We start from the raw sequence: 12,894 nt of genomic DNA on the forward strand, positions 1-12,894 counted from the left end.
CGCATCGCGAAGGGCGCGCCACCGCTGGGTCAAGAAGGAGGTTGACATGAAAGCGCCCGCTGCCGGTGCCCACATGCTGCATTACCGGTTCGCCGTGACGTCGCGCGCCCTGGCCGCCATCCTGGGCGGCTACGCCCTATCCAGCGCGGCGGCAGCCTGCCTGGCTGTCTGGCTGCCCATGCGCCGCGTCGACGCGGTCGTGGCCGCGTTGATGCTGTCGTTCGTCGTCTATACGTGCGCCGTGCTGTGGGTGTTCGCCACCCGCAACGCCTGGCGCGCATGGGCCGGAGTGCTGCTGCCCGCGCTGGCGCTGCTGATGCTGTACTGGCTGGGCAAGGCCGCGGGAGGAGCATGAAACCGGCACGTACCAAGGCGGCGGGCGAGGAGGGGCTGCGCCAGTCCATGTCGTGGCTGCACACCTGGTCGGGGTTGATCTTCGGCTGGGTGCTGTTCGCGATGTTCCTGACCGGCACGCTGGCGTTCTTCCGGCCCGAGATCACGCGCTGGATGCAGCCCGAGATCGATGTCGCTCCGGTGTCGGCCGAGCAGGCCAGCGCGGTGGCGCAGCGCTATCTGCAGGCCCACGCGCCCGATGCGCGGCGCTGGTTCGTGACCCTGCCTACCCAGCGCGCGCCCGCCATCCAGCTGTCGTATCCGGCTGCCAAGCCCAAGCCGGGCGAGCGCGGCTTTACGCGCGTGTCGCTCGACCCCGCCACCGGAGACGCGCTGCATGCGCGCCAGACGCGCGGCGGCGATTTCTTCTACCGCTTCCATTTCGAACTGGAGATGGCCTTCCCCTGGGGGCGCTGGCTGGCCAGCATTGCCGGGATGTTCATGCTGGTGGCCATCATCAGCGGCATCATCACCCACAAGAAGATATTCACCGATTTCTTCACTTTCCGGCCGCGCAAGGGCGGCCAGCGCGCCTGGATGGACGGGCACAATGTGTTGTCGGTGCTGGGGCTGCCGTTCCATCTCATGATCACCTTCAGCGGGCTGGTGATTTTCATGTACATGCTGATGCCGGCCGGCGTCCTGGCCGCCTATGACAACGAGCGCGCCTTCTTCGACGAGATGTTCCCCGCCTTCACCCAGACCGCGCTCCAGGCCAATCCGGCGCCGCTGGCGCCGCTGGCCGGGCTGGCGGCCCGGGCGCGGGCCGAGTGGGATGGCGGCAGGCCCGGCCGCATCGTGGTCAACAATCCGGGCGACGCCTCGGCCACGGTCAGCGTGACGCGCTCGACCAGCGAGCGCATCGCCTATGGGCGCATGGCGCCGACCATCACCTTCGACGGCGTGACCGGGCAACTGCGCAGCCAGGACGCCAAGGAAAGCGCCGTGGCGGCCACCGCCGGCACCATCGTCGGACTGCACCTGGGCCTGTTCGCCGAACCCGTGCTGCGCTGGCTGTATTTCCTGGTGAGCCTGGCGGGAACCGCCATGGTGGGGACCGGCCTGGCGCTGTGGATCGCCAAGCGCCGCCAGAAGGCGGCGGGGCGCGAGTCGTTTGCGCTGCGGCTGGTCGACGCCCTGAACGCCGGCAGCATCGCGGGCCTGTGCGTGGCCGTGGCGGCGTTCTTCTGGGCCAACCGGCTGTTGCCGGCGGCGCTGCCGCAGCATGCGCAATGGGAAGTCCGGATCTTCTTCGGCGCATGGCTGCTGTGCGGCCTGTATGCGGCGGTGGCGCGCCGGCGCAAGTGGCGCGACCTGCTGGCGCTGGCCGCGTTCATGGCCGCCGCGCTGCCGGTCCTGAACCTGTGGACGACCCAGCGCCACCTGGGAGTGTCGCTGCCGGCGGGCGACTGGGTCATGGCGGGCTTCGATCTGACCGCCCTGGCGTGCGCCGCCTTGCTGGGCTGGATGGCGTGGCGGGCGGCACGCAAGGCGGCCGCCGCCGCCGTGCCACCGCGCGCCCGGCCCGCACCCGCATCGCGCCGGGTGCCCGCGCGCGATGCGGCGGCCGCCGCAATTGGCGAGACGAGGTGACCGCATGCTGAACGCCACTGCCTTCTGCCTGGCCTACGCGGGCTTTGCCGCCCTGTCGCTGGGCATGGACCGCCATTACGAAGACGTCTTCGACCGCGCGCTGCCCAGGCGCCGCCGCCTGGCGCTGCGCAGCCTGGGGTGGCTGGGCCTGGCGCTGTCGCTGTGGGCATCGGCGGGCGCTTGGGGATGGAACTACGGCACGGTCGAATGGATCGGCATCCTGAGCCTGGCCGGGTTGCTGCTGATCTGGCTCCTCACGTTCTGGCCGCGCGCGGCCCTGGGCGCAGGCGGCGCCTGCGCATTGGCGGCGCCCGTGCTGGCGCTGCTTTGAATGCGGTCGCCGGGGGCACGGTAAACTGTGTCCTTCGATCCACAGCCTAGCAGTCCTCCATGAATACCCGAGTCCTCACCGGCATCACCACCACCGGCACGCCGCACCTGGGCAATTACGCGGGCGCGATCCGCCCCGCCATCCAGGCCAGTACCCAGCCGGGCGTGGACGCGTTTTTCTTCCTGGCCGACTATCACGCGCTGATCAAGTGCGACGATCCGGCGCGGGTGGCGCGTTCGCGGCTGGAGCTCGCCGCCACCTGGCTGGCCGCGGGGCTGGACCCGGAACGCGTCACGTTCTATCGCCAGTCGGACATCCCGGAAATCACCGAGCTGTGCTGGCTGCTGACCTGCGTGACCCCCAAGGGCCTGATGAACCGGGCGCACGCCTACAAGGCGTCGGTGGACCAGAATGCCGCCAAGGGCGTCGAGCCGGATGACGGCGTGACCATGGGACTGTTCTCGTATCCCGTCCTGATGGCCGCCGACATCCTGCTGTTCAACGCCAACCAGGTGCCGGTCGGGCGCGACCAGGTCCAGCACCTGGAAATGGCGCGCGATATCGCGCAGCGTTTCAACCACCTGTATGGCCGCGAATTCTTCGTCCTGCCCGAAGTGGTGATCGCCGAGGAGGTCGCGACCTTGCCGGGCCTGGATGGCCGCAAGATGTCCAAGAGCTACAACAACACCATTCCGCTGTTCGAAGGCGGAGCGGCGGGCCTGCGCAACGCCACGCAGCGCATCGTCACCGATTCGCGCCTGCCGGGCGAGCCCAAGGACGCCGAGGCCTCGCACCTGTACATGCTGTACCGCGCCTTCTCCACGCAGCAGGAATCCATGGCGTTTCGCCGCCAGCTCGAAGAAGGCATGGGCTGGGGCGACGCCAAGCAGGCCTTGTACGAACGGCTGGAGCGCGATCTCGCGCCGATGCGCGAGCGCTATGTCGAACTGATTTCCAACCCCGGCCTGATCGAGGACATCCTGCAGGCCGGCGCCGCCAAGGCGCGCAAGCTGGCGCAACCGCTGGTCCGCACGCTGCGCGATGCGGTGGGCCTGGGCGCCTTGCAGCCGGCTGCGGCCAAGGCCGCCCAGCCGGCCCGCAAGGCCGCCAAGGACGCGCGTTTCGTCAGCTTCCGCGACGAGGATGGCAGTTTCCGTTTCCGGCTGCTTGCCGCCGACGGGGAAGAGTTGCTGTGCTCGGTGCCTTTCGCCAATCCCAAGGAAGCGGGCGCGCTGATGCGCCGCCTGCAGGACGAGGCGCCCGAGCAGGCCTTGCGCGGCCACGATGACGTGTCGTATGCGGCCTGGCTGGATGGCAAGGAAGTGGCGTACGGACCGCAAGCCGCCGATGCCGGCGCGCGCGATGCGCTGCTGGCCAAGGCCCGCGAGGCCCTGGCCCAACTGGCTGCAGCCTAGGCTTCGTCCGCGGCGCGCCCGCGGATCGGGGCAACGACGCAGGCGCCGCACCCGATGACGGGGCGGCGCCTGCGTTGCGATCAGCGCTTGAGTTTGGCGAAGGCGTCGGCCATGGCGCTGTTGGCCGGCGCGCCCTTGCCGTTGTCCGCCTGCGGACGGCGGGCGCCCCGATCGGCGCCGCGCGCGGCCCCGGCTCCCGCGCCATTGCCACGGCGGGCCGGCTCGGCGGCATCGTTCAGGCGCATGGTGAGGGCCACGCGCTTGCGCGCCACGTCGACCTCGAGCACCTTGACGGTCACGGTCTGGCCCACGCGCACGACGTCGCGCGGATCCTTGACGAATTTCTCGGCCAGCGCCGAAATATGGACCAGCCCGTCCTGGTGCACGCCGATGTCCACGAAGGCGCCGAAATTGGCGACGTTGGTCACCACGCCTTCGAGCACCATGCCGGGGAACAGGTCGTTGAGGGTTTCGACGCCTTCCTTGAACTGCGCGGTCTTGAATTCCGGGCGCGGATCGCGGCCGGGCTTTTCCAGCTCGGCGAAGATGTCGCGCACCGTGGGCAGCCCGAAGCGCTCGTCGGTGAAGTCGCTGGGCGACACGCCCTTGAGCGCCTCGCGCTGGCCGATGATGTGCCGTACGTCGGCCTTGATGCGCGCGACGATACGCTCCACCACGGGATAGGCCTCCGGGTGCACCGCCGAGGCATCGAGCGGATTGTCGCCGTTGGGAATGCGCAGGAAGCCGGCGGCCTGCTCGAAAGCCTTCTCGCCGAAGCGCGGCACCTTGCGCAGCATGTCGCGGGTGGGGAAGGCGCCGTTCTCGTCGCGCCAGGCCACGATGTTCTTGGCCAGCAGCGTGTTCAGCCCCGAGACGCGCGCCAGCAGCGCCGCCGAGGCGGTGTTGACGTCCACGCCCACGGCGTTCACGCAGTCCTCGACCACCGCATCCAGCGAACGGGCCAGCTCGCGCTGGTTGACGTCGTGCTGGTACTGGCCCACGCCGATCGCCTTGGGATCGATCTTGACCAGTTCGGCCAAAGGATCCTGCAGGCGGCGGGCGATCGAGACGGCGCCGCGCAGCGTCACGTCCAGGTCGGGGAATTCGAGCGCGGCCGTTTCCGAGGCCGAGTACACCGAGGCGCCGGCCTCGGAGACCACCACGCGCGTCAACGCGAGGTCGGGAAAGCGGGCCATCATGTCGCCGACCAGCTTTTCGGATTCGCGCGAGGCGGTGCCGTTGCCGATGGCGATGAGCTCGACCTTGTGGCGCGCCGCCAGGGCCGCCAGCGTCTTGATGGTGCCTTCGCGGTCACGGCGCGGCTCGAACGGGTAGACCGTGGCCGTATCGACGACCTTGCCGGTGCGGTCGATGACCGCCACCTTGCACCCGGTGCGGATGCCGGGGTCCAGCCCCAGTACCGTCTTGGGGCCCGCCGGCGCGGCCAGCAGCAAATCCTTCAGGTTGGCGGCGAACACGCGGATGGCCTCGGCTTCGGCGCTTTCGCGCAGGCGGCCGAACAATTCGCTTTCGAATGCCGTCAGCAGCTTGACGCGCCACGTCCAGCGGCATACCTCGCCCAGCCAGCGCGCGCGCGGCGTGGCGTCCAGGGCGAACAGGCCGTTGCCCAGCTTGAGAAACGAGGCGATGCGCGCCACGCAGGGGTGGGGCGTCTCGGCCTCGAGGTCGGCTTCCAGGCCCACGCGCAATTCCAGCACGCCTTGCTGGCGGCCGCGCATCAGCGCCAGGATGCGGTGCGAAGGCAGCGTGCGCAGCGGCTCGTTGAAATCGAACCAGTCGCGGAAGTTCGCGCCGTCGGTTTCCTTGCCCTCGACCATCTTCGAATAGAGCAGGCCGGTGCTCCACAGATGCTCGCGCATGTCGGCCAGCAGGTCGGCGTTCTCGGCATGGCGCTCGGCCAGGATATCGCGCGCGCCGTCGAGGGCCGCCTTGGCGTCGTTGATCGAGGCTTCCGGGTTGAGGTACTGCGCCGCCAGCGCCGCGGGATCGCAGGCCGGATCGGCCAGGATGGCGTCGGCCAGCGGCTCGAGGCCGGCTTCGCGGGCGATCTGGGCGCGCGTGCGGCGCTTGGGCTTGTAGGGCGCGTACAGGTCTTCCAGGCGCTGCTTGGTCTCAGCCGTGGCGATCTCCTGCTGCAGTTCGGGCGTCAGCTTGCCCTGCTGCGTGATGGACTCCAGGATCGCGCCGCGGCGCTCTTCGAGTTCGCGCAGGTAGCCCAGGCGCACCTCCAGGGTGCGCAGGGCGCCGTCGTCCAGCCCGCCGGTGGCTTCCTTGCGGTAGCGGGCAATGAACGGCACGGTGGCGCCGTCGTCCAGCAGTTCCACGGCCGAGGCGACCTGCGAGGCTCGGGCGCCGATTTCGGTGGCCAGTTGGGCAATGATCCGGGCGTGATCGACGCCCGGTGCGGCGTTCGTGGTAGCGGAGGTTTCAGGCATCTCGATACGACGGCAAAGGGAAAACAAGGGGCGGATTGTGCCACAAGCCACTGTTACCAGATATGGCGGGTGGCGCGTTTATGTCACGGCGGCATGCGCCAGCCGGCCGGCTGCGTAGGCCGGAGGCGCTATTATGTCAGCCACTTTAGCGCATGGCTTGATCAATGCTGGACCTCGACATTTCGGAATTCTTCGCGGACGACGGCCCGCTGGCGCGCGCCATGCCGGGCTACCGGCCGCGGCAGTCGCAGGTCGAGCTGGCGCAGGCCATAGACAGCGCCATCGCGGCGCGCGCCACCCTGGTGGCCGAGGCCGGCACCGGCATCGGCAAGACCTGGGCCTATCTGGTGCCCGCCTTCGCGCAAGGCGGCAAGGTGCTGATTTCCACCGGCACGCGCACCCTGCAGGACCAGCTGTTCGCGCGCGACCTGCCGAAGGTGCGGCAGGCGCTGGCCGCGCCGGTGACGGCCGCGCTGCTCAAGGGGCGCGGCAACTATGTCTGCCACTACCACCTCGACCGCCTGCAGGGCGACGACCGCGCCTTGAAGTCGCGCGCCGAGATCGGCCAGCTGCGCCAGATCCAGGTGTTTGCCGGCATCAGCAAGACCGGCGATCGCGCCGAGCTGGCGCAGGTGCCCGAAGACGCCGATCTCTGGCAACGCGTGACCTCCACGCGCGAGAACTGCCTGGGCCAGGAGTGCCCGCGCATCCGCGACTGCTTCGTGGTCAAGGCGCGCCGCCAGGCGCAGGAGGCCGACGTGGTGGTCGTGAACCATGCGCTGTTCATGGCCGACCTGGTGCTGCGCGAGGAGGGCGTGACAGACTTGCTGCCCGAAGTGGATACGGTGATTTTCGACGAGGCGCACCAGTTGCCCGATACCGCGACCCGGTTCCTGGGCAGCAGTGTGTCGACTCACCAGTTGCTGGACTTCGCCCGCACGCTGGAGGCGGCCGGCCTGGCGTACGCGCGCGAAGCCGCCAAATGGAGCGATGTCGGCCGGCAGGTCGAGACCGCCGCGCGCGAGCTGCGGCTGGCCTGCGCGCCGCTGGAGCGGCTGCCCGGGCGCAAGGCGACCTTCGAGGCCATGCCGGACCCGGATGAATTCGACGCCGCGCTGGCCAGCCTGCGCGAGGTCCTCGACGCCGCGGTGCGGGCGTTGAGCGGCGTGGCGGAAAAACATCCGGACCTGGCCGCCGCCGCTCGCGCGGGCGCCGAAATTTCGGTGCGCCTGTCCCGTTGGGCCACGCCGCCGCGCCACGCGGCCCAGGCCGCCGAGCACGATGAAGGCTGGGGCCGCGACGACCAGGGCGTGGCGGTGGCCGCGCCGTCCGAGGCGCTGCTGGCCGAGGCGGCGGCCGCCGCCAACTGGAGCGGGCCGGCGGTGCGCTGGGTCGAGCATGGCCAGCATCATGTGCGCCTGCATGCGGCGCCCTTGTCGGTGGCACAGGCATTCTCGCGCTATCGCAAGCCCGGCCAAGCGTGGATTCTGACGTCGGCAACGCTATCTGTTTATGGTGATTTCGGCCATTTCACGCAGCAGCTTGGCTTGGAGGATGCCCGCACCGGACGTTGGGAGTCGCCATTCGACTACCCCGCGCAGGGCTTGCTGTTCGTGCCGCGCGATATGCCCGAGCCGCAGTCGCCCCGCTTCGTCGAGCGCTTCGTCGAGAATCTGCTGCCCTTGCTGGAAGCCAGTCCGGGCGGCGCGCTGGTGCTGTGCACGACGCTGCGCGCGGTCGACAAGGTGGCGCAGTTGCTGGCCGACGCCTTCGCGGACGCGGGACACGACTGGCCGCTGTTGCGCCAGGGCGAGGCCACCCGCCGCGATCTGCTGGAACGCTTTTGCAAGCTGGAGCATCCCGTGCTGGTCGGCAGCGCCAGTTTCTGGGAGGGCATCGACCTGCCGGGCGATGTGCTGACGCTGGTGGCGATCGACAAGCTGCCGTTCGCGCCGCCCGACGACCCGGTCATCGAGGCCCGCCTGCGCGCCTGTCGGCTGCGCGGCGGCAATCCGTTTGCCGAGTACCAGTTGCCCGAGGCCGCCATTTCGCTCAAGCAGGGCGCGGGCCGCCTGATCCGCACCGAAACCGATTGGGGCGTGCTCATGGTGGGCGATGCCCGCCTGGTCGAGAAGCCTTATGGCAAGCGCCTGTGGCGCGGCCTGCCGCCGTTTGCCCGCACCCGCGACATGAACGAGGCACTGGCTTTCTACGCCCGCATGGGCGAGGCCGAACCATAACGGCCGCGCAAAAGGAAAACCCGGCCTGGGGCCGGGCTTTCCTTGGACTGCGCGAGTGGCGTCAGCGCCACGAGAACGGGTTCCACCAGCTCTTGTCGGCCGACAGGCCTTGCGTCTTGAATTTGCTGTTGGGATAGTTCTGGTCGAGCACGCGTTCGGCGTCGCCCTTCAGTTCGGTCATTCCCAGCTTGTCGTACGACTCGACCATGATATAGAGCGCTTCTTCCGAGGCGGGGGCTCCCTCGAAATCGGTGATCACGGTCTGCGCCCGGTTGGCGGCCGCCACGTAGGCGCCCCGCTCGTAGTAGTAGCGCGCCACGTGGACTTCGTTCATGGCGATGGCGTTGACCAGCCAGGTCATGCGCTTCTGCGCATCGGGCGTGTACTTGCTGTTGGGGAAGCGCTGGACCAGTTCGTTGAACGCATCGTAGGACGCGCGCAGGCCCTTGGGATCGCGCTCGGCGGGGTCCTGGCCGGTCAGGTTGCTCATGAAGGCGCTGGCCGGCGTGAAGTTGACCAGCCCCTTCAGGTACAGCACGTAGTCCGTGCCCGGGTGGTTGGGATAGAGCTGCTGGAAGCGGTCGATGGCGGCCAGCGCCTGTTCGTTCTCGCCGTCTTTCCAGTTGACGTAGGCCAGTTCGATCAGGGCCTGCTGGGCGTACGTGCCGAACGGGTAGCGGCTTTCGATGGCGGTCAGGCGCTCCCGGGCATCGGTCCAGTTGCCCGCCGCGACTTCCTGCTTGGCGTCGGCGTACAACTGTTCGGCGCTCCAGCCCGCGGTCTTGTCGTATTTGGTGCTTGACGAGCCGCAGCCGGCCACGATCAGAATGGTTGACAGCGCGATCGCCGCGCGCAGGGCCACCCCGCGGCGGGAGGCGGGCTTCGAGAGTGCAGCGGGACGGTGAGTCACGTGAGTCCTATCCTTGGTGTTAGCATGGCAGGCTGATTATATGATTTGTCTTCATGTCTGATACAGCCGCCAGTGTAGACCTGCTTTCCGACGACGAACCGCTGCTGCTCACGGTGCCGCCGGATACCCCGGCAGACCGCCTGGACAAGGTGCTGGCGGGGCTGTTGCCCGGCCATTCGCGCAGCCGGCTGCAGGGCTGGATCGAGGCCGGTTACGTTTTGGTAAACGGCGCCCAGGCCAAGGTGCGCCAGGCGGTCGGCCCCGGCGACGTCCTGTCGGTCTGGGAGCAACCGGCCCCGGAAAGCCGGGCTTTCGCGCCCGAACCGGTGGCTTTCGACGTGGTGGCCGAAAGCCCCGATTGGATCGTAGTGGACAAGCCGGCGGGGCTGGTGACGCATCCCGGGGCGGGCAACTGGAGCGGCACGCTGCTCAACGGCCTGCTGCACCGTTATCCCGAACTGGCGCGCGTGGCGCGTGCCGGCATCGTGCACCGGCTCGACAAGGACACGTCCGGCCTGATGGTGGTGGCGCGCAACGAACTGGCCCAGACCCATCTGGTACGCCAGCTGCAGGCGCGCACCATGGGCCGCCAGTACATCGCGCTGGCGCATGGCTGGCTGGGCGCCGCCGGCACCGTCGACCGTCCCATCGGCCGCGATGCGCGGGTTCCGGTACGGATGAGCGTCGAACGGCCCATCGCGCCCAAGCCGGCGGTCACGCATTTCGACCCGCGGCGGCGCGGCTGCGCCGAAGGCGGCGCCCGGGTGAGCGAGGTGCTGTGCCGGCTGGAAACCGGCCGTACCCACCAGATCCGCGTGCACCTGGCCAGCCTGGGGCATCCCCTGCTTGCCGACACGCTGTACGGCGGCAAGCCGCTGGCCGGCGCCACGCGCCAGATGCTGCACGCGCGGGCCCTGCATTTCGATGATCCGGGCGGCGCGGGCGAAGTCAGCTTCGAGGCCGGCGTACCCGCCGATATGTCCGACGTCCAGGAAGCCTTGGCATGGAACGCCTGATACACGATCTGCCCGTCATCACCGGTGCGCAATGGGCGGGAGTGAACTATTTCTGCACCACGCGCGCCGGCGGGGCGGGCGTCGCGCCGCACGATACCCTCAACCTGGGGCTGCGCGCGGGCGATCGTCCCGAAACGGTGGCCGAGAATCGCCGCCGGGTGCGCGCCGCGGTGCCGGCCGAGCCCCTGTGGCTGCGCCAGGTACACGGCCACGAGGTGGTCGACGCCGACGCCGGCCCGCCGCATGAACCCGCCGCCGATGCCAGCGTCACGGCTGCGCCCGGACGCGTGCTGGCCATCATGGTTGCCGATTGCCTGCCCGTGGTCATCGCCGACCAGGACGGCACCGTGCTGGGCGCGGCGCACGCCGGCTGGCGCGGCCTTGCCGGCGGCGTGCTGGAAAACACCTTGCGCGCCATGCAGGCCAAGGCGCCGGACGCGCGCGGCTGGCGCGCCTGGATCGGGCCCGGCATCGGGCCGGCGGCCTTCGAGGTGGGAGCCGATGTGCTGCAAGCCTTTGCGGCCGACGGCCCCGAGGCCGCGGCCCTGTTCGCGCCGCGCCCGGGCCTGCCCGGCAAATGGCTGGCCGACCTGCCCGGACTGGCGCTGCTGCGCTTGCGGCGCGCTGGCGTACAGGCGCAATCCTGCGGTTTGTGCACGGTGCAGGATTCGCGATTTTTTTCGTATCGGCGAGATCGGGAAACCGGCCGGATGGCTTTGCTGGCCTGGCTCGACGCCCGGTAATGCGACTTCGGTATGCTTGCCGGATGGCTCCTAGGTATACCCGCATTGACAGTAAAAATGGCGGCATGCACCATCAATTCGCGCAGTTCCGATAACAAGGTGTCGAAGTGAACGCCCATCTTTCCGCTGCATGGCCCGTCCCGGTGAGCGTGGCACCGGACGCTCTGGCAGAAATCCAGGCCGATTTCTCCCGCGAATGGCTGCGCCTGTGTGACGAGGCCAAGCGTGGCGTACTGGGCGCTCCGGCCGACAAGCGCTTTGCCGGCGCAGCCTGGCTGGACGACCGCCAGCGCCTGCTGATGGCGCATGCCTATCTGCTGTCGGCCCGTGCAATGGCGCGCCTGGTCGAGGCGGCGCAGGTCAGCGAACCCATGCGCAACCGTTTGCGCTTCTCGGTCATGCAATGGGTCGATGCCATGTCGCCGGCCAACTTCCTGGCCTTCAATCCGGATGCGCAGCGCGCCATCGTCGAAAGCGCCGGCCGCACCTTGCAGGAAGGCATGGCCAACCTGCTCAACGACATCCAGCGCGGCCGCATCAGCCAAACGGACGAGACACAGTTCGAAATCGGCCGCAACGTGGCCACCACGCCCGGCCATGTGGTGTTCGAGAACAGCCTGATGCAGCTCATCCAGTACGCGCCGCAGACCGCCAAGGTCTGCGAGCGGCCGCTGGTGATCGTGCCGCCGAACATCAACAAGTACTACATCCTCGACCTGCAGCCCGAGAACTCCTTCGTCCGGTATGCGGTGGAGCAGGGCCATACGGTGTTCATCATCTCGTGGCGCAATCCGCTGGCGGCCGATACCGACGGCGTGGACACCGCCACCTGGAGCGAATACCTCGACGACGCGGTGCTCAAGGCGCTGGCGGTGGCCAGCGACATCAGCGGCCAGCCGCAGGTCAACGCGCTGGGCTTCTGCGTCGGCGGCACCATGCTGGCCTCGGCGCTGGCGCTGGCCCAGGCGCGCGGCGAGCGCCCGGTGGCCTCGCTCACGCTGCTGACCTCGCTGCTGGACTTCCACGATACCGGCATCCTGAAGGTGTTCGTCGACGAAGCGCATGCCTTGCTGCGCGACCACCAGTACGGACAGCGCGGCCTGATGCCTGCCCGCGACCTGGCCACCACGTTTTCGTTCCTGCGCCCCAACGAATTGGTCTGGAACTACGTCGTCTCCAATTACCTGAAAGGCAAGACACCGCCTGCGTTCGACCTGCTGTTCTGGAATGCCGACAGCACCAACCTGCCGGGGCCGTTCTTCGCCTGGTATTTCCGCAACACGTATCTCGAAAACAATCTCAAGGTGCCCGGACGGGCGCGTGCCGCGGGCGTGCCGCTGGACCTGACCCGGCTCGACATGCCTGCCTACCTGTACGGGTCGCGCGAGGACCACATCGTGCCCTGGCCGTCGGCCTACGCATCGACGCAATTGCTGCGCGGGCCCATGCGTTTCGTGCTGGGCGCTTCCGGCCATATTGCCGGGGTGATCAATCCGCCGGCCAAGCAGCGGCGCAGCTATTGGGTGAATGAATCGGCCGGCGCGGTGTCCCACGACCTGCCTGGCGATCCCAACGCCTGGCTGGCCGGCGCGGTCGAGCACGCGGGCAGCTGGTGGCCCGACTGGACCGCCTGGCTGGCCGGGCATGGCGGCAAGCAGGTCGCCGCGCCCGCGCAGGCGGGCAACAAACGGTTCCGGCCGATCGAGCCGGCGCCGGGACGTTATGTGAAAGTAAGAGCGGTTTGAGTACGCGCGCGGGCCGCAAGGCCGGCATTCTTGGCGGGCGTTCGCCGTGAAA

Annotated in this window: 10 protein-coding genes; 8 read left to right on the plus strand and 2 right to left on the minus strand. The window is 69.0% G+C overall.

Annotation, left to right across the window (positions count from 1 at the left end; all coding sequences use genetic code 11):
* Positions 1-46: 46 nt before the first annotated feature.
* Genes EL288_RS06795 through EL288_RS06810 form a run of 4 tightly spaced genes read left to right on the plus strand, consistent with a single transcriptional unit; the run spans position 47 to position 3,732 of the window.
* Positions 47-355 carry a DUF3649 domain-containing protein gene (locus EL288_RS06795; protein WP_003813607.1) on the plus strand — a complete coding sequence of 103 codons (309 nt, stop codon included), beginning with the start codon at positions 47-49 and terminating at the stop codon, positions 353-355.
* Entirely contained in the window at positions 352-1,986 is a 1,635-nt protein-coding gene (locus EL288_RS06800) for a PepSY-associated TM helix domain-containing protein (protein ID WP_003813605.1), read from the plus strand. Before EL288_RS06795 ends, EL288_RS06800 begins: the two co-directional genes overlap by 4 nt.
* A 4-nt stretch (positions 1,987-1,990) precedes the next feature.
* Positions 1,991-2,317: a DUF3325 domain-containing protein gene (locus EL288_RS06805; protein WP_003813603.1), complete on the plus strand. Its 327-nt coding sequence runs from the start codon at positions 1,991-1,993 to the stop codon at positions 2,315-2,317.
* Positions 2,318-2,376: 59 nt separating this feature from the next.
* Positions 2,377-3,732, plus strand: a complete 1,356-nt coding sequence (locus tag EL288_RS06810) for a tryptophan--tRNA ligase (protein ID WP_010926868.1) — start codon at positions 2,377-2,379, stop codon at positions 3,730-3,732.
* Between the two features lie 80 nt (positions 3,733-3,812).
* Here the strand turns inward: EL288_RS06810 and tex are convergent, their stop codons facing one another.
* Positions 3,813-6,188 carry an RNA-binding transcriptional accessory protein Tex gene (gene tex, locus EL288_RS06815; protein WP_003813599.1) on the minus strand — a complete coding sequence of 792 codons (2,376 nt, stop codon included), beginning with the start codon at positions 6,186-6,188 and terminating at the stop codon, positions 3,813-3,815.
* 164 nt (positions 6,189-6,352) lie between these two features.
* Between tex and EL288_RS06820 the strand changes: the two genes are divergently transcribed.
* Positions 6,353-8,428, plus strand: a complete 2,076-nt coding sequence (locus EL288_RS06820) for an ATP-dependent DNA helicase (protein WP_033458809.1) — start codon at positions 6,353-6,355, stop codon at positions 8,426-8,428.
* A 61-nt stretch (positions 8,429-8,489) separates the two neighbouring features.
* Here the strand turns inward: EL288_RS06820 and EL288_RS06825 are convergent, their stop codons facing one another.
* The gene (locus EL288_RS06825; RefSeq protein WP_003813594.1) at positions 8,490-9,290 is read right to left on the minus strand and encodes an outer membrane protein assembly factor BamD; all 801 of its coding nucleotides are present in this window, start codon (positions 9,288-9,290) and stop codon (positions 8,490-8,492) included.
* Positions 9,291-9,391: 101 nt separating this feature from the next.
* Between EL288_RS06825 and EL288_RS06830 the strand changes: the two genes are divergently transcribed.
* From EL288_RS06830 to EL288_RS06840, 3 genes are all read left to right on the plus strand, one after another.
* Positions 9,392-10,354: an RluA family pseudouridine synthase gene (locus EL288_RS06830; protein WP_003813593.1), complete on the plus strand. Its 963-nt coding sequence runs from the start codon at positions 9,392-9,394 to the stop codon at positions 10,352-10,354.
* Positions 10,342-11,097, plus strand: a complete 756-nt coding sequence (pgeF, locus tag EL288_RS06835; protein WP_003813591.1) for a peptidoglycan editing factor PgeF — start codon at positions 10,342-10,344, stop codon at positions 11,095-11,097. The genes EL288_RS06830 and pgeF overlap by 13 nt, the downstream gene beginning before the upstream one ends.
* A 107-nt stretch (positions 11,098-11,204) precedes the next feature.
* The gene (locus tag EL288_RS06840) at positions 11,205-12,842 is read left to right on the plus strand and encodes a PHA/PHB synthase family protein (protein ID WP_003813588.1); all 1,638 of its coding nucleotides are present in this window, start codon (positions 11,205-11,207) and stop codon (positions 12,840-12,842) included.
* Positions 12,843-12,894 lie beyond the last annotated feature (52 nt).

This window comes from Bordetella bronchiseptica (assembly GCF_900636925.1).
GTDB classification, from domain to species: domain Bacteria; phylum Pseudomonadota; class Gammaproteobacteria; order Burkholderiales; family Burkholderiaceae_B; genus Bordetella; species Bordetella pertussis.